The sequence below is a fragment of the Enterobacter cloacae complex sp. HYC003_NIDB genome, from assembly GCF_056673375.1.
In genome coordinates this window covers 3,159,944-3,181,490 of the sequence record NZ_CP114220.1, presented here as the reverse complement: position 1 = coordinate 3,181,490, position 21,547 = coordinate 3,159,944, and the positions used below count along the sequence as shown (strand labels likewise).

Sequence of the window (21,547 nt, the reverse complement as noted above, 5' to 3'; positions counted from 1 at the left end):
CCGATGACAACCCAGTATGGATTTTTTATTGATTCCAGCCGCTGCACCGGGTGCAAAACCTGCGAGCTGGCCTGTAAGGATTACAAAGATCTGACCCCGGACGTCAGCTTCCGGCGTATCTATGAATACGCGGGCGGCGACTGGCAGGAGGACAACGGCGTCTGGCATCAGAATGTCTTCGCCTATTACCTGTCGATTGCCTGCAACCACTGCGAAGATCCGGCCTGCACCAAGGTCTGCCCGAGCGGGGCAATGCACAAGCGCGACGACGGTTTTGTGGTGGTGGACGAGGATGTCTGCATCGGCTGTCGCTACTGCCACATGGCCTGCCCGTACGGCGCGCCGCAGTACAATGCCGCCAAAGGCCACATGACCAAGTGCGACGGCTGCCACAGCCGCGTGGCGGACGGCAAAAAGCCCATCTGCGTCGAATCCTGCCCGCTGCGCGCGCTGGACTTTGGCCCGATTGAAGAGCTGCGCAAAAAACACGGTCAGCTTGCTGCCGTCGCGCCGCTGCCGTCTGCGCACTTCACGAAGCCGAGTATTGTGATTAAACCTAACGCCAACAGCCGTCCGACGGGTGACACCACCGGCTACCTGGCAAACCCGAAGGAGGTGTGAGATGGGAAGTGGATGGCATGAATGGCCGCTAATGATCTTCACGGTCTTTGGGCAGTGCGTGGCGGGCGGGTTTATCGTCCTTGCGCTGGCGCTGTTAAAAGGGAACCTCAATGCTGAACAGCAGCAGCGTTTGGTGTTAAGCATGTTTGGCCTGTGGGTGTTGATGGGCATTGGGTTTATCGCCTCTACGCTGCACCTGGGCTCACCGATGCGCGCGTTCAACTCCCTGAACCGCGTAGGTGCCTCTTCGCTGAGTAACGAGATTGCCAGCGGGGCAATCTTCTTTGCCGTTGGCGGGCTGGGGTGGTTACTGGCAGCGGTGAAAAAGCTGCCGTCAGGGTTACGCGCGTTGTGGCTCATCGTCACCATGGTACTGGGCGTTGTCTTCGTCTGGATGATGGTCCGGGTGTACAACACCATCGATACCGTTCCGACCTGGTACAGCGTCTGGACGCCGATGAGCTTCTTCCTGACCATGTTTATTGGCGGGCCGCTGCTGGGTTATCTGCTGCTGCGTGTGGCTGGCATTAATGGTTGGGCGATGCGCCTGCTGCCCGCGGTCTCGCTGCTGGCGCTGGTAATCAGTACCGTTGTCGCGCTCATGCAGGGAGCGGAGCTGGCGACCATTCACAGCTCTATCCAGCAGGCTTCGGCGTTGGTGCCGGATTACGGTTCGCTGATGGCCTGGCGTGTGGTGCTGCTGACGGCGGCGCTGGTGTGCTGGATTGCCCCTCAGCTTAAAGGTTACTCGCCTGCGCTGCCGTTACTGTCCCTGGCCTTTGTGCTGGTGCTGGCAGGGGAGTTAATTGGTCGCGGCGTATTTTACGGTCTGCATATGACGGTCGGTATGGCTATCGCCAGCTAATTTTTAGATTTTGTTATAAAAAGCCGGGACATAGCGCCCGGCTTTTCTTTTTTCATTCATGAAATTTTTCGACTGATGTTTCGTTGTAAAAATTCCCGGAAATAAATAAAAACAAATAGATAATTAATATCAGTAGCAGGCTTTGCATTAGCAGGATGAGTTTTTTAAATCGACAAGGCGCATAACGTGCGTGACGCCTGAACCGGTGGATTGACTTTGTTTTTGCCAGTGGCATGATGCGCACGAAATCTGAACTTCCTCACGGTTTTTAATCCATGACCACCTATACCCGCCCGGTGCTTTTGTTGCTCTGTGGCCTGCTTTTGCTGACCCTGGCGATCGCGGTGTTAAACACACTCGTCCCGCTATGGCTCGCCCATGAAAACTTACCGACCTGGCAGGTGGGTATGGTTAGCTCGTCCTTTTTTACGGGCAATCTGCTGGGCACCTTATTAACGGGCAGCCTTATTAAGCGCTTTGGTTTTAACCGCAGTTATTATCTGGCGTCGCTGATCTTTGCCGTCGGCTGCGCCGGTTTAGGCCTCATGGTCGGCTTCTGGAGCTGGATGGTCTGGCGCTTTATTGCGGGCGTCGGCTGCGCCATGATCTGGGTGGTGGTTGAAAGTGCGCTAATGTGCAGCGGAACGTCCCGTAATCGCGGGCGTCTGCTGGCGGCCTATATGATGGTTTACTACGTCGGTACCGTTCTGGGACAGCTGATGGTCAGCAAACTGCCAACCGACCTGATGAGCGTGCTGCCGTGGGTGACGGGCATGGTTCTGGCGGCGATCCTACCGCTGCTCTTTACCCGCATTGTGAATCAAAACAGCGAGCATCAGGAAGCTACCCACGTCTGGCCGATGCTGAGACTGCGCCAGGCGCGTCTGGGGGTTAACGGCTGCATTATTTCCGGGATTGTGCTGGGCTCGCTCTATGGTCTGATGCCGCTTTATCTTAACCATCAGGGCGTCAGTGATTCCGGGATCGGTTTCTGGATGGCGGTGATGGTCAGCGCGGGGATTGTCGGGCAGTGGCCGATTGGCCGTCTGGCGGACCGCTTTGGTCGTCTGCTGGTGCTGCGCGTCCAGGTTTTCGTGGTCATCATGGGCTGTCTCGCCATGCTCAGCAACGCCGCAATGGCGCCTGCGCTGTTCATTCTGGGAGCTGCGGGCTTTACGCTCTATCCGGTCGCGATGGCCTGGGCCTGTGAGAAAGTTGAGCATCACCAGTTGGTTGCAATGAACCAGGCTTTGTTGCTGAGTTACACCATCGGCAGTTTACTGGGTCCGACGTTTACCGCTATGCTCATGCAAAATTATTCTGACAATCTGCTGTTTATTATGATCGCCAGCGTGTCGTTTATTTATCTGTTAATGCTGCTGCGCAAAGTGGGCGAACATCCAACGCCAGTGGCCCATGCCTGACTTATTAAAAGCCTGTCGATGACAGGCTTTTTTGTCCCTGTCACATATAAGACTTTTACTTATTGTGAGTTTTTACTGCCCGGCGATAATTCAAATGAGTTATACCACTAAAAGGCAGCAATCATGTCTACTCGTCGTTTTTCCACTACAGCACTTGCCGTAGTGTTGGCTTTAACGTTTGCAACGGCTCCGGCCATGGCTAATCCTGGAAACGGGAATGGCGGTGGTCACGGAAACGGTGGCGGACAAGGTAATAGCGGCAATCATGGTAACGGGAACGCTGGTAACCATGGTAATAAACACAATAACGGTCAGGATAACCCTGGGAAATCGGATAAGAGCTTTAAAAACAGCAAAGATGTCGGTAATGATGTGGATGCTCGCGTGAGCTTCGATCATGCCCGCCATCTGGCACTGAATTACGGCTTAACGGGCTACGACTCTCTGCCTCCGGGAATTGCGAAAAACCTGGCGCGCGGTAAGCCACTGCCTCCGGGCATTGCGAAGAAAACCGTGCCAGCCGATATGCTGGGTCAGCTTCCTTCCTATCCGGGCTATGAATGGCGCGTGGTAGGTGACGACCTGGTCTTAATTGCGCTGAGTACGGCGATTGTGACTTCCGTTATTAATGGCGTCTTTAAATAGAATATAAAAAGGCCCGGTTTTCACCGGGCCTTTTCGTTAATACATGACCTTGTGGCCATACTGCTCAAGAATACCTTTGACGCGCTCCATCGTCTCTTTTTTCGGCGGCTTCACGCCATCGAGTTTGTACTCTTCACCCATCGCCACCCATTTATGTTTACCCAGCTCGTGATAGGGCAGGAGTTCAATTTTCTCCACGTTACCCATATCCCGGGTAAATTCACCCAGACGATGTGCAGAGTCATCATCATCTGACCAGCCCGGCACCACCACGTAGCGGATCCAGGTCTTGACGCCTTTATTGGCAATGTATTTGGCAAATTCCAGCGTACGGTGGTTTGAAACGCCAACCAGATTCTGGTGGATCTCATCGTTCATCTGCTTGAGATCGAGCATCACCAGATCGGTCACTTCAAGCAGTTCATCAATAACCGGATCGTAACGGCGCACAAAGCCGTTGGTGTCGAGGCAGGTATGAATGCCTTCTTTGTGGCAGGCGCGGAACCAGTCGCGCACAAATTCAGCCTGAAGAATGGCTTCACCGCCGGATGCCGTCACGCCACCGCCGGACGCGTTCATGAAGTGGCGATAGGTCACCACCTCTTTCATCAGATCCTCAACGGTGACTTCTTTACCGCCATGGGTGTCCCAGGTGTCACGGTTATGGCAGTACAGGCAGCGCATCAGGCAGCCCTGGAAGAAAGTGATAAAGCGGATCCCCGGGCCATCGACGGTGCCACAGGATTCAAAGGAGTGAATGCGACCAATAATTGACATTGCGGTGATATCTCCGAATTTGGCCCATCCTGGGGCCTATGTAGATGCACAGCTCAAAGGCTATGTCGAGTCTGTTTTGGCTGTTATCCATTAAGTATAGATAGCGGACAAAAGAGACTGATGAAGCGAGGGTGTTAAAAAGGCCCCACTTGCGTGGAGCCTTTATTGTACGCTTTTTAACGCGTGATTTCAGTCAATTCCACTTACATGGACTGAGTGAAAGTACGGGTAATAACGTCCTGCTGCTGTTCTTTCGTCAGGGAGTTAAAACGTACTGCGTAGCCAGATACGCGGATGGTCAGCTGAGGATATTTCTCAGGGTGTTCCATCGCGTCGAGCAGCATTTCACGGTTCATCACGTTCACGTTCAGGTGCTGACCACCTTCGATGGACGCTTCGTGGTGGAAGTAACCATCCATCAGACCCGCGAGGTTAGTTTTACGCACTTCGTCGTCTTTACCCAGCGCGTTTGGCACGATAGAGAAGGTGTAAGAGATACCATCTTTCGCGTAAGCAAACGGCAGTTTAGCAACGGAGGTCAGAGAGGCAACCGCACCTTTCTGGTCACGACCGTGCATTGGGTTAGCACCTGGGCCGAATGGCGCGCCAGCACGACGACCGTCTGGGGTGTTACCGGTTTTCTTACCATACACAACGTTAGAGGTGATGGTCAGAACAGACTGAGTCGGGATAGCGTTACGATAGGTAGTGAGTTTCTGAATTTTCTTCATGAAACGTTCTACCAGGTCAACCGCCATGTCATCAACGCGAGCGTCGTTGTTACCAAACTGCGGATATTCGCCTTCGATTTCGAAGTCGATAGCCAGACCATCTTCGTCACGAATTGGTTTAACTTTCGCATATTTGATTGCAGACAGGGAGTCAGCAGCAACGGACAGACCTGCGATACCACACGCCATGGTGCGAACGACGTCACGGTCGTGCAGCGCCATCAGAGAGGCTTCGTAGCTGTACTTGTCGTGCATGTAGTGGATAACGTTCAGCGCGGTCACGTACTGTTTAGCCAGCCAGTCCATGAAGTGGTCCATGCGCTCCATGACTTCGTCATAGTTCAGCACGTCGCCTTTGATCGGTTCAGACTTAGGACCAACCTGCATTTTCAGTTTTTCATCAACGCCGCCGTTGATTGCGTACAGCATGGTTTTCGCCAGGTTTGCACGCGCACCGAAGAACTGCATTTGCTTACCAACAACCATTGGACTTACGCAGCAAGCGATAGCGTAGTCATCGTTGTTGAAGTCAGGACGCATCAGGTCATCGTTCTCGTATTGCAGAGAAGAGGTGTCGATGGACACTTTAGCGGCGAATTTCTTGAAGTTCAGAGGCAGTTTTTCAGACCACAGAACGGTGATGTTCGGCTCCGGAGAAGGACCCATGGTGTACAGGGTGTTCAGGAAGCGGAAGCTGTTTTTGGTTACCAGAGTACGGCCATCTACGCCCATACCGCCGATAGATTCGGTTGCCCAGATTGGGTCACCAGAGAACAGCTCATCATATTCTGGGGTACGCAGGAAGCGAACCATACGCAGTTTCATGACCAGGTGGTCAATCATTTCCTGAGCGTCTTGTTCGGTGATTTTGCCTGCTTTCAGGTCACGTTCGATGTACGCATCCAGGAAGGTGGATACGCGGCCGAAGGACATTGCTGCGCCGTTCTGAGACTTAACAGCGGCCAGGTAGCCGAAGTAGGTCCACTGGATAGCTTCCTGAGCGTTGGTTGCAGGACCAGAGATATCGCAGCCGTATTTAGCAGCCATCTCTTTGATCTGACCCAGCGCACGGTGCTGTTCAGCGATCTCTTCACGCAGACGGATAGTCGCTTCCAGGTTTACGCCGTTTTCCAGGTCAGACTGGAGAGAGACGAACTGTGCGTATTTGTCTTTCATCAGGAAGTCGATACCGTACAGCGCAACGCGACGGTAGTCACCGATGATACGGCCACGGCCATAGGCATCTGGCAGACCGGTCAGAACGCCAGATTTACGGCAGTTCAGAATGTCTTTGGTGTAAACATCGAATACGCCCTGGTTATGGGTTTTACGGTATTCGGTGAAGATTTTTTTCAGCATTGGGTCCAGCTCGCGGTTATACGCTTTGCAGGAACCTTCAACCATTTTGATACCACCGAACGGGATGATTGCGCGTTTCAGTGGTGCTTCAGTTTGCAGACCAACGATTTTCTCAAGGGCTTTGTTGATGTAGCCAGCATCGTGAGAAGTGATGGTAGAAGCAACGGAGGTGTCAAAATCAACTGGCGCGTGAGTGCGGTTTTCCAGTTTAACGCCTTCCATTACGCTGTCCCACAGCTTGGTGGTTGCGTCAGTCGCACCAGCCAGGAAGGATTCGTCACCTTCATACGGGGTATAGTTTTTCTGAATGAAGTCACGGACGTTGACTTCATTCTGCCAGTCACCTTTCGTAAAACCTTCCCAGGCTGTGGCTAACTTTTCATTAAGCTCGGACATGTAACACCTACCTTCTTAAGTGGATTTTTTATTTACTGCCTGAGACAACCATTAATGATGATCGCCGCCACGCAGGTAAATGACCCAGTATGTCAACCCAACTAACAGACCCCCACCGATAATGTTCCCGATAGTGACGGGGATCAGGTTATCAGTAATGAAGTTCATAATAGTCAGGTGTGAAAAACTTTCCGGGGTTGAACCTACAGCAGTCCAGAACTCCGGGCTTGCAAAGTTGCGGATAACAATCCCCATCGGGATCATGAACATATTCGCAATACTGTGCTCAAAGCCGCTGGCAACAAACATCGCAACCGGCAGAACCATAATCATGGCTTTATCCATCAGGCTACGACCAGAGTAGCTCATCCAGACCGCCAGGCAGACCATCAGGTTTGCGAGGATGCCGAGAGCAACAGCTTCGATAAATGTATGGTGCATTTTGTGGTCGGCGGTTTGCAGGACGTTAAGCCCCCAGCCGCCGTTGGCGGTCATATACTCGCCAGAGAGCCACATCAACAGAACAAAGAGCAGACAGCCAATCAGGTTGCCAACGTAAACGTTGAGCCAGTTGCGCCCCAGTTGACCCCAGGTAATTCTTCCGCTGGCTTTTGCCACCACAATCAGCACCGTTGAGGTGAAGAGGTCGGCGCCGCAGATGACGCAGAGAATCAGGCCCAGTGAGAAGCAAATACCACCAATCAGTTTCGCTATGCCGAAAGGCATCCCGGCAGTGCCGGTGGTGGCTGTGATATAGAAGACGAAAGCGATGGAGATGAACACCCCAGCCGTAATGGCCAGAAAGAACGTCGTCATCGGATGTTTCGTGGCTTTGTAGACACCCGCTTCTTCGGCAACTTTCGCCATCGCAGCGGGGAGTAATAGATCAAAAGGGTTGTCAGCTTTCACACTAACTCTCTCTTTATTAAGTCGGCGACGAGATACTAACAAAGCATTATAGAAGAGAAATTGATATAGATCATATCTCGCCTGGCTTATAGGCCCGCAGTGTGTATGGTTTTACAGCAAAAGCGGAGTAAGTATTTGATTATCCGTATAAAAATAAATTTTAAAACTTATGAAAAGAGTTGAATTTTTTCCTTCAGCCTCCCGTGGAACAGTTAATTAAAATGGAGTATTTATTATAATTAGTAACAGTAAAGCTCAGGTAAGCGTTTTTATATTTACCCGTGGTTAACTTAATTATTACAATTAAACGTCATTGCGGAAAAATAAAAAAAAAGGGGCAATGAAATTGCCCCGTAATATAGCTCAGGCGATTGAATACGCCTACAGCCATTAATGTTATATGCGCTTATTTTGACCAGTAAGCGGCTTTTGCCTTCTGCAATTTTTCATACGCATTCAGCAGTGACTGATGCGCCGGGAAGGCTTTCAGATCGCTGTCAACCGCTTGCAGGCCGTAGAATGGTTCTTCACCGCTCAGCGCCGCGCTGGCAGCTTCAACGGCATCCGCACCGTACATACGCACAAAGGCATTCAGATACTGCAATGGCTCGCGGTCGTCTTCCTGAGAAAGCAGGAGCAGCGTTTGCAGGCAACGGTAATAGTTTGTGCGCTCGGCGGAGAAGACGGACTGGTTAAACTCCATCGTCCACTCGGTCCAGGCCAAAGCCTGATCCAGATCGCCGCCCGCCAGCGCCAGCATCGCTTTCAGCTCGCCGATGCGCAGGGTGTACCAGCCGTTATCTTTTCCGGTCGCCAGACCCAGCAGTTCGCGCACGCGGGTGAAATCATCGTGTCCTTCTTCGTCCAGCTGGGCGATCAGGTTCAGATAATCTTCTTTATCCCACTCGCTGCCTGGCAGGGCCAGCAGGGTTTCACGCAGATGCGCGCCCATGCTGTTGTTCGCCAGCCACAGATCTTCTGCCGGATAAATGTCCGACATACCTGGCACAATAATACGGCACGCGTAAACGCCGAGGTGTTCATAGTCGGCAATGTAAACTTCCTGATCTTCCGCGTTGAAGATCGCCATCAGGGTGGCGAATTCTTCTTCCGTCGTACCGGCAAAGCTCCAGTCCACGAACGGATAGTCCGCGTCCTGTTTGAACATATCCCAGGAGATCAAACCGCTGGAGTCGATGAAGTGTGTTTCGAGGTTGGTGTGCTCGGCGACTTCTTCGTCATCAAAGGTTGGCGGAGTAAAGACATCGAGATCTTTCAGGCTACGACCTTGCAGCAGTTCGGTTACGGTACGCTCCAGCGCCACGCCGAAGTCCGGGTGCGCGCCGAAGGAGGCGAAACAGGTGCCATTTGCCGGGTTGAACAGTACCACGCAGATAACCGGATATTTGCCGCCCAGAGAGCCGTCATAAGCAAAGATTGGGAAACCTTCTGCTTCCAGTTTGGCGATGGATTCCACCACGCCCGGGTAGCGCGCCAGCACGTCAGCCGGGATCTCCGGCAGGCTGATGGATTCAGCAATAATGCGGTTTTTGATATGACGCTCGAAAACTTCAGACAATCCCTGCACGCGCGCTTCGTTGCGGGTATTACCGGCAGACATGCCGTTAGACACATACAGGTTGCCGACGATGTTCATCGGGATATAAACGGTCTGCTCGTCAGACTGACGGGTGAACGGCAGGGCGCAGATCCCACGATCCTCATTGCCGGATTGCAGGTCGATCAACATGCTGCCGGTCAGTTCGTTTTCCGGATCGTAGAACGCGCGCAGGCGGGCATCGAGAATGCCTTCCGGCAGTTCATCGTTTTCGGTCAGCGGGAACCATTTTTCGTTCGGATAGTGAACGAACGGACCGTTGGCAATAGTTTCGCCCAGCCAGAAGTCGGCGAAGAAGTAGTTGGTGGACAGACGCTCAAAATACTCACCCAGTGCAGAGGCCAGCGCCGCTTTTTTGGTCGCGCCTTTACCGTTGGTAAAGCACAGCGCACAGTCTTTGTCGCGAATATGCACGGACCAGACGTGAGGCACCGGATTCAGCCAGGAGGCTTCTTCGATATTAAAGCCCAGGTCGGTCAGTTTCTGCTGGAAGCGAGCGATGGAATCTTCCAGAGCGGCGTCTTTGCCGGGGATAAACGTTTGAGTCATGGCGTTCACTTTTATCGTACGTAAAGCGCGCAATGATACGGGTTTTGCGTGACGGGTGCTATCTCCGGCGAAAATAAATGGCTGGACTATGCTTATAAGCAGTAACCTACTGTTAAGGCATAAAAAAATGAAAGCTTTCGATCTCCAGCGGATGGCGTTTGATAAAGTCCCTCCTGAGTTTTTAGGCGAAGTAGCGCTGCGCAGCCTGTACACCTTTGTACTCGTTTTCCTGTTTCTGAAAATCACCGGACGTCGCGGCGTGCGGCAGATGTCGCTGTTTGAAGTGCTGATCATCCTGACGCTGGGGTCGGCGGCAGGGGACGTTGCCTTTTATGACGATGTGCCGATGGTGCCGGTCTTTATCGTCTTCGTGACGCTTGCACTGCTGTACCGGCTGGTCATGTGGCTGATGTCGAAAAGTGAGAAACTGGAAGATCTGCTCGAAGGGAAGCCGGTGGTGATTGTCGAAGATGGTCAACTGGCCTGGGAGAATGTGCAAAGCGCCAATATGACGGAGTTTGAGTTCTTTATGGAACTCCGTTTGAGCAGCGTTGAGCAACTGGGGCAGGTGCGTCTGGCGATTATGGAAACGAATGGTCAAATCAGCGTCTATTACTATTCCGACGATGAGGTGAAGCCCGGCCTGTGCATCCTGCCGGATATGCTCATCGAGCGATACAAAACTGTACCTGAAGCGGGCGAGTACGCCTGCATAAAATGTAGTCATGTCGTGGTTATGCAGGCGGGCGATCATCAATTATGCCCCCGCTGTACGAATCCAGAATGGACGAAGGTTAGCCGGGCTAAACGTAACACCTGACAGCGATTTTGTCGGTTTTGTGACAACGGTACGGCAGATTGTATTGTGTGACGAGGGGCACATTTCTTCGGCCATCAGTTTTAGACATTGCGGCGCGTGTCACTGAATGATAAAACCGATATCCACAGTTATAACTTATGGCTTTTAGCGTGGTGAGGGGAAATGGCTCAAGTCTTTAATTTCAGTTCAGGTCCGGCAATGTTACCGGCAGACGTGCTCAAACAGGCTCAACAGGAGCTGTGTGACTGGAACGGTCTGGGTACGTCGGTGATGGAAGTCAGCCACCGGGGTAAAGCGTTTATTCAGGTGGCGGAAGAAGCAGAAAAGGATTTTCGCGATCTGCTGAACATTCCCTCGAACTACAAAGTATTGTTCTGTCACGGCGGTGGACGCGGCCAGTTTGCGGGTATCCCGCTCAATCTACTGGGCGACAAAACCACCGCTGATTACGTTGATGCCGGCTACTGGGCGGCCAGTGCGGTAAAAGAAGCGCACAAATATTGCAAACCACCGCTGATTACGTTGATGCCGGCTACTGGGCGGCCAGTGCGGTAAAAGAAGCGCACAAATATTGCACGCCGAATGTCATCGATGCCAAAGTGACCGTTGACGGTCTGCGCGCCGTGAAGCCGATGAGTGAGTGGCAGCTTTCTGACAACGCCGCTTATCTTCACTACTGCCCGAACGAAACCATCGACGGTATTGCCATTCACGAAGAGCCAGACTTTGGCGAAAATGTCATTGTGACGGCGGATCTCTCTTCAACCATTCTGTCCACCCCGCTGGATGTCAGCCGCTACGGCGTCATCTACGCGGGTGCCCAGAAAAACATCGGTCCTGCGGGTCTGACTATCGTTATTGTGCGTGAAGACCTGCTGGGGAAAGCCCATAAGTCTTGCCCGTCAATTCTGGATTACACCGTCCTGAACGACAACGATTCCATGTTCAACACCCCACCAACGTTTGCCTGGTATCTCTCCGGCCTGGTCTTCAAATGGCTGAAGCAAAAAGGCGGTGTGGCGCAGATGGATAAGATCAATCAGCAAAAGGCTGAACTGCTGTACGGCGTGATCGACAAGAGCGATTTCTACCGTAACGATGTCGCCAAAACTAACCGTTCGCGCATGAACGTGCCGTTCCAGCTGGCGGACAGCAACCTGGATAACGTGTTCCTGGAAGAGTCCTTCGCGGCGGGTCTGCATGCGCTGAAAGGCCACCGTGTGGTAGGCGGAATGCGCGCCTCTATCTATAACGCCATGCCGCTGGAAGGCGTTAAAGCCCTGACTGATTTCATGATCGACTTCGAACGTCGTCACGGTTAATTGGCTGTTTTTCACCCCCGCAGCGTTCCTGCGGGGTTTTTATTATGTTGAGTTGAGAGTTGAGTTTCATGGAATCCCTGACGTTACAACCTATCGCGCGGGTAGATGGCACCATTAATCTGCCTGGTTCAAAAAGTGTCTCGAACCGCGCTCTGCTGCTGGCAGCTCTGGCAAACGGCACCACCGTCCTCACTAATCTGCTGGACAGCGATGACGTGCGCCATATGCTCAATGCACTGAAAGCGTTGGGCGTTCAGTACGCGCTGTCTGACGATCGTACCCGTTGTGAAGTCACCGGTAACGGCGGCGCGTTACATTCTGCTGAAGCGCTGGAGCTTTTCCTGGGTAACGCCGGTACCGCGATGCGTCCTCTGGCCGCTGCGCTGTGTCTGGGGAGTAACGATATTGTGCTGACCGGTGAGCCGCGAATGAAAGAGCGTCCGATCGGCCATCTGGTGGATGCCCTGCGTCAGGGCGGCGCGCAGATTGATTATCTTGAGCAGGAAAATTACCCGCCCCTGCGTCTGCGCGGGGGATTCACTGGCGGCAATGTTGAGGTTGACGGTAGCGTTTCCAGCCAGTTCCTGACCGCGCTGCTGATGACCGCACCGCTGGCACCACAGGACACCGTCATCAACATTAAAGGCGACCTGGTTTCTAAGCCGTACATTGATATCACCCTGCACCTGATGAACACCTTTGGTGTTGAGGTGGAAAACCAGTCTTATCAGCGTTTCGTGGTGCGCGGAGCGCAGCAGTATCAGTCCCCGGGCCACTACCTGGTTGAAGGCGATGCTTCATCCGCCTCCTATTTCCTTGCCGCAGGTGCGATTAAAGGCGGTACGGTAAAAGTGACGGGCATTGGCCGCAACAGCGTGCAGGGCGATATCCGTTTTGCTGACGTGCTGGAAAAAATGGGCGCGGTGGTGACCTGGGGCGATGACTTCATCTCCTGTACCCACGGTGAGCTGAACGCCATCGATATGGATATGAACCATATTCCGGATGCGGCGATGACCATTGCCACCGCTGCGCTGTTTGCGAAAGGCACCACCACGCTGCGAAACATTTACAACTGGCGTGTGAAAGAGACGGACCGCCTGTTCGCGATGGCAACCGAGCTGCGTAAAGTGGGGGCTGAGGTAGAAGAGGGCGAAGACTACATTCGCGTCACGCCGCCGGCAAAACTGCAATTTGCAGAAATTGGCACCTACAACGATCACCGCATGGCGATGTGTTTCTCGCTGGTGGCGTTGTCAGATACGCCAGTCACTATCCTTGATCCGAAGTGTACGGCAAAAACGTTCCCGGACTACTTCGAACAGCTGGCGCGCATTAGCACCCTGGCCTGATGATGGTATGCCGCATCACCTGATGCGGCATTTCCTTACGCTTTCTGACACTCATCCTCTTTCATTTCTTCTACACTCTGCTTCAATCATTCCGTAATTTGCACGCAAAGGTAACAGTTGCGCACGTTGGCGCGTATAATGCGCGGCGTTCATGTAAACGGTATGCCTTAATTAAGGAGAAAAAGATGACGGCAATTGCCCCGGTAATCACCATTGATGGGCCAAGTGGCGCAGGGAAAGGTACTCTGTGCAAAGCGATGGCGGAAGCATTGCAATGGCATCTTTTAGATTCGGGAGCAATCTATCGCGTGCTGGCGCTGGCTGCGCTGCATCATCATGTGGATGTTGCGTCTGAAGAAGCGCTGGTACCGCTGGCTGCGCATCTGGATGTGCGCTTTGTCTCGACCGATGGCAACCTTGAAGTGATCCTGGAAGGGGAAGATGTCAGCGGTGAAATCCGTACCCAGGAAGTGGCCAATGCGGCCTCTCAGGTGGCGGCTTTCCCACGCGTTCGTGAAGCGCTGTTACGTCGCCAGCGCGGTTTCCGTGAAGCGCCGGGGCTGATCGCCGACGGCCGCGACATGGGAACCGTGGTATTCCCCGATGCGCCAGTGAAAATTTTCCTTGACGCCTCTTCAGAAGAACGTGCTCAACGCCGCATGCTTCAGTTGCAGGAAAAGGGGTTCAGTACCCCCGCTGCAATGGATTGACGGCGGGTATGTGAAACAACCCCATCCGGCACGGAGCCAGGTGGACGTTAATATTAACCTGAAGATTAAACATGACTGAATCTTTTGCTCAACTGTTTGAAGAATCCTTAAAAGAAATCGAAACCCGTCCGGGTTCCATCGTTCGTGGCGTTGTTGTTGCTATCGACAAAGACGTTGTACTGGTTGACGCCGGTCTGAAATCTGAGTCTGCCATCCCGGCTGAGCAGTTCAAAAACGCCCAGGGCGAGCTGGAAATCCAGGTTGGTGACGAAGTTGACGTTGCTCTGGACGCAGTAGAAGACGGCTTCGGCGAAACCCTGCTGTCTCGTGAGAAAGCTAAACGTCACGAAGCATGGATCACGCTGGAAAAAGCTTACGAAGAAGCTGAAACTGTGGTCGGTGTTATCAACGGCAAAGTTAAAGGTGGCTTCACTGTTGAGCTGAATGGTATTCGTGCGTTCCTGCCAGGTTCTCTGGTAGACGTTCGTCCAGTCCGTGACACCCTGCACCTCGAAGGCAAAGAGCTTGAGTTCAAAGTAATCAAGCTGGACCAGAAGCGTAACAACGTTGTTGTTTCCCGTCGTGCCGTTATCGAATCCGAAAACAGCGCAGAACGCGATCAGCTGCTGGAAAACCTGCAGGAAGGCATGGAAGTCAAAGGTATCGTTAAGAACCTCACTGACTACGGCGCATTCGTTGACCTGGGCGGCGTTGATGGCCTGCTGCACATCACCGACATGGCGTGGAAACGCGTTAAGCACCCAAGCGAAATCGTGAACGTGGGCGACGAAATCACTGTTAAAGTGCTGAAGTTCGACCGCGAGCGTACTCGTGTATCCCTCGGCCTGAAACAGCTGGGCGAAGATCCATGGGTAGCTATCGCTAAGCGTTACCCAGAAGGTACTAAACTGACTGGTCGCGTTACCAACCTGACTGACTACGGCTGCTTCGTTGAAATCGAAGAAGGCGTTGAAGGTCTGGTGCACGTTTCCGAAATGGACTGGACCAACAAAAACATCCACCCATCCAAAGTTGTTAACGTTGGTGATGTAGTGGAAGTGATGGTTCTGGATATCGACGAAGAACGTCGTCGTATCTCCCTGGGCCTGAAGCAGTGCAAAAACAACCCATGGCAGCAGTTCGCGGAAACCCACAACAAGGGCGACCGTGTTGAAGGTAAAATCAAGTCTATCACTGACTTCGGTATCTTCATCGGCCTGGACGGCGGCATCGATGGCCTGGTTCACCTGTCTGACATCTCCTGGAACGTTGCAGGCGAAGAAGCAGTTCGTGAATACAAAAAAGGCGACGAAATCGCAGCAGTTGTTCTGCAAGTTGACGCAGAGCGTGAGCGTATCTCCCTGGGCGTTAAACAGCTCGCAGAAGATCCGTTCAACAACTGGGTTGCACTGAACAAGAAAGGCGCAATCGTAAACGGTAAAGTGACTGCTGTTGACGCTAAAGGCGCAACCGTAGAACTGGCTGACGGCGTTGAAGGTTACCTGCGCGCTTCCGAAGCTTCACGTGACCGCGTTGAAGATGCAACTCTGGTTCTGAGCGTTGGTGACGACGTTGAAGCTAAGTTCACCGGTGTTGACCGTAAGAACCGTGCAATCAGCCTGTCTGTTCGTGCTAAAGACGAAGCTGATGAGAAAGATGCAATCGCAACTGTGAACAAACAGGAAGATGCAAACTTCTCTAACAACGCAATGGCTGAAGCTTTCAAAGCAGCTAAAGGCGAGTAAGTTCAGGTTCGCACCATCATTTGAGCTGTAACGCATTTACAGCGCGAAGGATGGAGAGCAGACTTGACAGATTGCAGGATTCGTCCTGTAATCAATAACAAAGGGCGGCTACGGCCGCCCTTGTTTAATAAGCTGTTCAGCTAATGGGTTTGAAAGGAACCGGAGGAATCATGACCAAGTCAGAATTGATTGAAAGACTTGCCAGTCAGCAACCGCATATCCCTGCCAAGGCTGTGGAAGATGCCGTTAAAGAGATGCTGGAGCATATGGCTACCACTCTTGCCCAGGGCGAGCGCATTGAAATCCGCGGTTTCGGTAGTTTTTCTCTGCACTATCGTGCACCACGTACCGGGCGTAACCCGAAGACTGGCGATAAAGTGGAGCTGGAAGGAAAGTATGTTCCGCACTTTAAGCCGGGTAAAGAACTGCGCGATCGCGCCAATATTTACGGTAACTGAGTTTAATCATCAGGGTTAAACTGAGTTTAAAGAAAGCACCTTAGGGTGCTTTTTTTGTATCCCGCCCCTGCATTTCTGAATACGCGCCGCATTTAAATTTTCTCTTTGCTGTAAGCGCTTAAAACGTTGCAGCGCCCGCTGTAAATCACGTTTTTTCTGTCTGACGACGCATCAGTCCCGCCGCATAATCGCCTGAAACATGGAGGTGAAGATGGGGATCCACGTTATCAGTATGTGCGCCATTCTGGCCATAATCCCGCTCTATTGGTTACCCGTTTTGCCTGATTTGCATATTGTCTGGTTGCTGATTGCCGCAGGAATTGCGTTATCCGTACAGCAGAGAAAATGGCTCAGGTTTTCAGGCCTCGCATTGCTTTTTATGTGCTGGGGGATCCTGGCCGCTCAGGAAAGCGTGTGGCAGATGAACTATTTAACGCAAGCACCGCAGCAGGCCGAGGTGGTCATTACCGCAACGGACGGCGCAACGATGCATCAGGGAAGGATTGTCAGCCTCAATGGAGAACGCGTGTGGGCTGCCATGGGCGTGGCGCTGTATGGCAACTATTTGCCGCATAACGTCTGCGTGGGTCAACGCTGGGCAATGACCCTGCGGCTCAGGGCGGTACACGGAGAACTCAACGATGGCGGCTATGATTCACAGAAAAATGCCTTTGCCCGACACCAGACGCTGAGTGGACGGTTTACCCATGCGGCGCTCGTTGACGAAGGCTGTAGTCTGCGTGCGCAATACCTGACATCACTACAGAATACTCTTTCAGCATATCAGTGGGGACCCGTGATCCTGGGGCTGGGGATGGGGGAGCGGCTGTCGGTCTCGCGGGAGATAAAAAACCTGATGCGTGATACCGGAACGATGCATCTGATGGCAATCTCGGGATTACATATTGCGCTGGCCGCTTCTGTCATCTGGTTTCTGGCGCGGGGCATCCAGTTCTTCCTGCCGGGCCGCTGGATTATCTGGCAAATCCCCTTGCTGGCAGGGCTGATTTTTGCCGCGTTTTACGCATGGCTAACGGGCTTGCAGCCGCCCGCGCTGCGCACGGTTATCGCGCTTGTGGTACTGGCAGCATTAAAAATGAGCGGTCACCAGTGGTCGCCCTGGCAGGTATGGCTTACCTGCGTGGCGGCGATCTTGGTTTTCGATCCACTGGCGGTCCTGTCACAAAGCCTGGCGTTGTCAGCGTTTGCGGTCGCCGCGCTTATTTTTTGGTATCAGTGGTTGCCTCTCCCGCACTGGCAACGTGGCCGGTGCCTGCGGCCGCTGGTTACGCTGTTGTATTTGCAGGTCGGAATGCTGCTGCTTCTGTTGCCGCTTCAGGTCCTGATTTTCCATGGTTTCAGCCTCTCCTCGCTGGTGGCGAACCTGTTTGCCGTTCCTCTGGTCACGTTTATCTCAGTTCCGCTGATCCTGCTCGGCATGTTTCTGCATCTGTTTCCGGTCGCTGCGCTGGAAAGTATCGTCTGGCTGGCTACTGATAAATCTCTGGCAGGGCTTTTCTGGCTATTGATGCGTTTACCGAATGGCTGGCAGGACGTTGATGAACGCTGGCAATACCTGACGTTACTGCCGTGGCTGCTGGTCATTGGCTGGCGATTCAGGGCCTTCAGCGCAGCACCCGCAGTCTGTCTGGCAGGCAGCGTGGTGCTGGCCTTTCCCCTCTGGCACAGGGTTAAAACAGACAGCTGGTCCCTGCATATGCTGGATGTAGGGCAGGGGCTGGCGATGGTCATTGAGCGTCACGGCAAGGCCATTCTGTATGACACCGGGCTGGCATGGCCCGGTGGGGACAGTGCGCAGCAGCTGATTATCCCCTGGCTACGCTGGCATCATCTGAAACCGGAAGGGGCGATCCTGAGCCATGAACATCTCGACCACGCGGGGGGACTGGCATCGCTAAAAGCTGCCTGGCCCGCAATGTGGATCAGGAGCCCCTTATCCTGGTCCGGACATCTTCCGTGCTTTCGAGGACAGCGATGGCAGTGGCAGGGTTTAACGTTCTCCGTGCACTGGCCACCCGAAAACACCTCGGCGAAAGGTAACAACCGCTCCTGCGTGGTAAAAATCGATGACGGCGAACAGAGCGTTTTACTGACCGGAGACATTGAAGCGCAGGCAGAACTGGCAATGCTTAGCCACCGCTGGCGTCAGCTTGCGTCTACACTGATTCAGGTGCCGCATCATGGAAGTAACACGTCATCTTCAACACCGTTGCTACAGCGCGTAGAGGGGCAGGTTTCGCTGGCCTCGATGGCTCGCTATAACGCGTGGCGTTTCCCTTCTATTAAAGTGGTCCGGCGCTATCGAACGGAGGGATATCTCTGGCTTGATACCCCGCATTCCGGGCAGATATCTGTGACCTTTTCGCACCATAGTCGGCAAATTCGTCGCTTACGCGAACACTATTTACCGCGTTGGTATCATCAGTGGTTTGGCGCGCCCGTAGATAACGGGTAGAATATGCGGCTATTTCAACAAATGCTGGTTTTTTGAATGCATAACGACAAAGATCTCTCCACGTGGCAAACGTTCCGCCGGCTCTGGCCGATGATTGCTCCTTTCAAAACAGGCTTGATCGTGGCGGGCGTAGCGTTAATCCTCAACGCAGCCAGCGATACGTTTATGTTATCGCTTCTCAAACCGTTACTGGATGACGGTTTCGGTAAAACGGATCGTTCAGTGCTGCTATGGATGCCGCTGGTGGTTATTGGGCTGATGATCTTACGCGGAATCTCCAGCTATGTATCCAGCTACTGCATCTCCTGGGTATCCGGTAAAGTGGTGATGACCATGCGCCGTCGATTATTCAGTCATATGATGGGGATGCCGGTCTCATTCTTTGACAAACAGTCAACCGGCACCCTGCTGTCGCGTATTACCTACGATTCAGAGCAGGTGGCGTCGTCCTCTTCCAGCGCACTGATTACCGTTGTGCGTGAAGGCGCATCCATCATCGGCCTGTTCGCGATGATGTTCTATTACAGCTGGCAACTGTCGCTGATCCTTATTGTGCTGGCGCCGATTGTCTCCATCGCGATCCGCGTGGTATCAAAGCGTTTTCGCAACATCAGTAAAAATATGCAGAATACGATGGGGCAGGTGACTACCAGCGCCGAGCAGATGCTGAAAGGCCATAAGGAAGTGTTGATTTTCGGCGGTCAGGAAGTCGAAACCAAACGCTTTGACAAGGTCAGCAACAGAATGCGCCTGCAAGGAATGAAAATGGTATCGGCCTCGTCGATTTCCGATCCGATCATTCAGCTGATTGCCTCTCTGGCCCTGGCCTTCGTCCTGTATGCCGCCAGTTTCCCGAGCGTCATGGAAACCCTGACTGCGGGTACTATTACCGTGGTGTTCTCATCCATGATTGCGCTGATGCGTCCGCTGAAATCGCTGACTAACGTCAACGCCCAGTTCCAGCGCGGGATGGCAGCCTGTCAGACGCTGTTCAGCATCCTCGATTCCGAACAGGAAAAAGATGAAGGTACACGCGTGATCGAGCGCGCTAAAGGCGACCTGGAATTCCGTAACGTCACCTTTACCTATCCAGGCCGTGAAGTGCCGGCGCTGCGTGATATCAGCCTGTCCATCCCGGCGGGTAAAACCGTTGCGCTGGTCGGTCGTTCCGGTTCGGGCAAGTCGACCATTGCCAGCCTGATTACCCGTTTCTACGATATCGACCAGGGCGAGATCCTGCTTGATGGTCACGACCTGCGGGAATATACCCTCCAGTCGCTGCGTAACCAGGTCGCGCTGGTCTCGCAGAACGTGCATCTGTTCAACGATACGGTGGCGAACAACATTGCGTATGCCCGTACCGAAGAGTACAGCCGTGAAGAGATTGAGAATGCGGCGCGTATGGCCTATGCGATGGACTTCATTAACAAAATGGATAACGGTCTGGATACGATCATTGGCGAAAACGGGGTGCTGCTCTCCGGTGGTCAGCGTCAGCGTATCGCGATTGCCCGTGCGCTGCTGCGCAACAGCCCGATTCTGATCCTCGATGAAGCAACGTCCGCACTGGATACGGAATCTGAACGCGCTATCCAGTCTGCTCTGGATGAATTACAGAAAAACCGTACCTCGCTGGTTATCGCGCACCGTCTGTCGACCATCGAACAGGCTGACGAAATCGTGGTGGTGGAAGATGGCGTGATCGTTGAACGCGGCAGCCATGCGGACCTGCTGGAACAGCGTGGTGTTTACGCGCAGCTTCATAAAATGCAGTTCGGTCAATGATTGCACGCATCTGGTCGGGTGAATCCCCTCTGTGGGTGCTGCTTCTCCCGCTCTCCTGGCTGTATGGCCTGGTGAGCGGTACTATTCGTCTGCTTTACCGCCTCGGGATCAAGCGCGCCTGGCGCGCACCGGTACCGGTGGTGGTGGTCGGCAACCTGACGGCGGGTGGAAACGGCAAAACCCCGGTGGTGATCTGGCTGGTAGAACAGCTCCATAAACGTGGTATCCGCCCGGGAGTTGTCTCACGCGGTTACGGTGGTAAAGCGGCGCAGTATCCACTGGTGCTGAGCCCAGCTACGACAACCGCTGAAGCCGGTGATGAGCCGGTACTGATTTACCAGCGTACCGGCGCGCCGGTTGCGGTATCGCCGGTGCGCAGTGATGCCGTGAAGGCACTGCTTGCGGAGCATGACGTACAAATCGTTATTACCGATGATGGTTTGCAGCATTACGCGCTGGCGCGTGACAAAGAGATCGTGGTCATTGACGGCGTGCGGCGTTTTGGCAACGGCTGGTGGCTGCCAGCCGGTCCAATGCGTGAGCGTGCGTCGCGCCTGAAGAGCGTCGATGCCGTGATTGTGAACGGTGGTGAAGCCAGAGCGGGCGAAATCCCGATGTATCTTCGTCCCGGACAGGCCGTGAATATCTTGACCGGCGTGCGTAAAGACGTCGCGCAACTGGAACATCTGGTTGCGATGGCCGGTATAGGTCATCCGCCGCGTTTCTTCGCAACGCTGGAGCAGTGCGGCGCAAAGCTTGATAAACGGGTGCCGCTGGCCGATCACCAGGCGTTAGTTGCCGAAGAGGTTGAAAGGCTGGCAGCGCCGGGACAGACGCTGATCATGACGGAAAAAGACGCGGTAAAATGCCGGGCCTTTGCGAAAGAAAACTGGTGGTATCTGCCGGTTGACGCTGAACTCAGCGGCGAACAGCCGGAACATTTGCTCAAGGAACTGCTCGCGTTAGTGCAGTAACTTCTACGCGG

The 21,547-nt window shown here is 53.4% G+C and carries 15 protein-coding genes and 2 pseudogenes; 13 read left to right on the top strand and 4 right to left on the bottom strand.

The genetic code is table 11. The features are described from left to right. Nucleotides 1–3 precede the first annotated feature (3 nt). The 4 genes from O1722_RS15235 (at nucleotide 4) to O1722_RS15220 (ending at nucleotide 3,555) form a co-directional block, all read left to right on the top strand. Nucleotides 4–621 carry a DMSO/selenate family reductase complex B subunit gene (locus tag O1722_RS15235; RefSeq protein WP_017384545.1) on the top strand — a complete coding sequence of 206 codons (618 nt, stop codon included), beginning with the start codon at nucleotides 4–6 and terminating at the stop codon, nucleotides 619–621. A 1-nt stretch (nucleotide 622) separates the two neighbouring features. Beyond that, nucleotides 623–1,486, top strand: coding sequence for a dimethyl sulfoxide reductase anchor subunit family protein (locus tag O1722_RS15230; protein WP_017693703.1), 864 nt, complete (start codon nucleotides 623–625; stop codon nucleotides 1,484–1,486). A 275-nt stretch (nucleotides 1,487–1,761) separates the two neighbouring features. Further along, on the top strand, nucleotides 1,762–2,910 hold the full coding sequence (locus O1722_RS15225; RefSeq protein WP_003858254.1) for an MFS transporter: 1,149 nt from the start codon (nucleotides 1,762–1,764) through the stop codon (nucleotides 2,908–2,910). A gap of 123 nt (nucleotides 2,911–3,033) precedes the next feature. Further along, a complete protein-coding gene (locus O1722_RS15220) occupies nucleotides 3,034–3,555 on the top strand; it encodes an anti-virulence regulator CigR family protein (protein ID WP_017384833.1) in 522 nt (173 codons plus the stop codon). Nucleotides 3,556–3,591: 36 nt separating this feature from the next. Here the strand turns inward: O1722_RS15220 and pflA are convergent, their stop codons facing one another. From pflA to ycaO, 4 genes are all read right to left on the bottom strand, one after another. Next, entirely contained in the window at nucleotides 3,592–4,332 is a 741-nt protein-coding gene (gene pflA, locus O1722_RS15215; RefSeq protein WP_003858250.1) for a pyruvate formate lyase 1-activating protein, read from the bottom strand. Between the two features lie 203 nt (nucleotides 4,333–4,535). After that, nucleotides 4,536–6,818 (bottom strand): formate C-acetyltransferase, encoded by a 2,283-nt coding sequence (gene pflB / locus O1722_RS15210; RefSeq protein WP_015570975.1) that lies wholly within the window; start codon nucleotides 6,816–6,818, stop codon nucleotides 4,536–4,538. 51 nt (nucleotides 6,819–6,869) lie between these two features. Next, nucleotides 6,870–7,727, bottom strand: a complete 858-nt coding sequence (gene focA, locus O1722_RS15205; RefSeq protein ID WP_017384832.1) for a formate transporter FocA — start codon at nucleotides 7,725–7,727, stop codon at nucleotides 6,870–6,872. Between the two features lie 406 nt (nucleotides 7,728–8,133). Continuing rightward, entirely contained in the window at nucleotides 8,134–9,894 is a 1,761-nt protein-coding gene (ycaO, locus tag O1722_RS15200) for a 30S ribosomal protein S12 methylthiotransferase accessory factor YcaO (protein ID WP_023303388.1), read from the bottom strand. A gap of 127 nt (nucleotides 9,895–10,021) precedes the next feature. On the opposite strand from ycaO, the gene O1722_RS15195 reads away from it, so the two are divergent. The 9 genes and pseudogenes from O1722_RS15195 to lpxK all read left to right on the top strand — a co-directional run bounded on the left by O1722_RS15195 (nucleotide 10,022) and on the right by lpxK (nucleotide 21,536). After that, nucleotides 10,022–10,714 carry a DUF421 domain-containing protein gene (locus O1722_RS15195; RefSeq protein WP_017693700.1) on the top strand — a complete coding sequence of 231 codons (693 nt, stop codon included), beginning with the start codon at nucleotides 10,022–10,024 and terminating at the stop codon, nucleotides 10,712–10,714. 162 nt (nucleotides 10,715–10,876) lie between these two features. Further along, nucleotides 10,877–12,036, top strand: a pseudogene (serC, locus tag O1722_RS15190) (3-phosphoserine/phosphohydroxythreonine transaminase). 68 nt (nucleotides 12,037–12,104) lie between these two features. After that, nucleotides 12,105–13,388, top strand: coding sequence for a 3-phosphoshikimate 1-carboxyvinyltransferase (aroA, locus tag O1722_RS15185; protein ID WP_017384828.1), 1,284 nt, complete (start codon nucleotides 12,105–12,107; stop codon nucleotides 13,386–13,388). 185 nt (nucleotides 13,389–13,573) lie between these two features. Beyond that, nucleotides 13,574–14,077: pseudogene (gene cmk, locus O1722_RS15180) on the top strand ((d)CMP kinase); the annotation flags it as partial. 92 nt (nucleotides 14,078–14,169) lie between these two features. Continuing rightward, nucleotides 14,170–15,843: a 30S ribosomal protein S1 gene (gene rpsA / locus O1722_RS15175; protein WP_003858235.1), complete on the top strand. Its 1,674-nt coding sequence runs from the start codon at nucleotides 14,170–14,172 to the stop codon at nucleotides 15,841–15,843. 170 nt (nucleotides 15,844–16,013) lie between these two features. Continuing rightward, nucleotides 16,014–16,301, top strand: coding sequence for an integration host factor subunit beta (gene ihfB / locus O1722_RS15170; protein ID WP_003858233.1), 288 nt, complete (start codon nucleotides 16,014–16,016; stop codon nucleotides 16,299–16,301). Nucleotides 16,302–16,512: 211 nt separating this feature from the next. Further along, entirely contained in the window at nucleotides 16,513–18,777 is a 2,265-nt protein-coding gene (locus O1722_RS15165) for a ComEC family protein (RefSeq protein WP_033487283.1), read from the top strand. A 36-nt stretch (nucleotides 18,778–18,813) separates the two neighbouring features. Beyond that, on the top strand, nucleotides 18,814–20,562 hold the full coding sequence (gene msbA, locus O1722_RS15160; protein ID WP_017693697.1) for a lipid A ABC transporter ATP-binding protein/permease MsbA: 1,749 nt from the start codon (nucleotides 18,814–18,816) through the stop codon (nucleotides 20,560–20,562). Further along, nucleotides 20,559–21,536, top strand: a complete 978-nt coding sequence (gene lpxK, locus O1722_RS15155) for a tetraacyldisaccharide 4'-kinase (protein WP_032670208.1) — start codon at nucleotides 20,559–20,561, stop codon at nucleotides 21,534–21,536. The genes msbA and lpxK overlap by 4 nt, the downstream gene beginning before the upstream one ends. The last annotated feature ends 11 nt before the right edge of the window (nucleotides 21,537–21,547 follow it).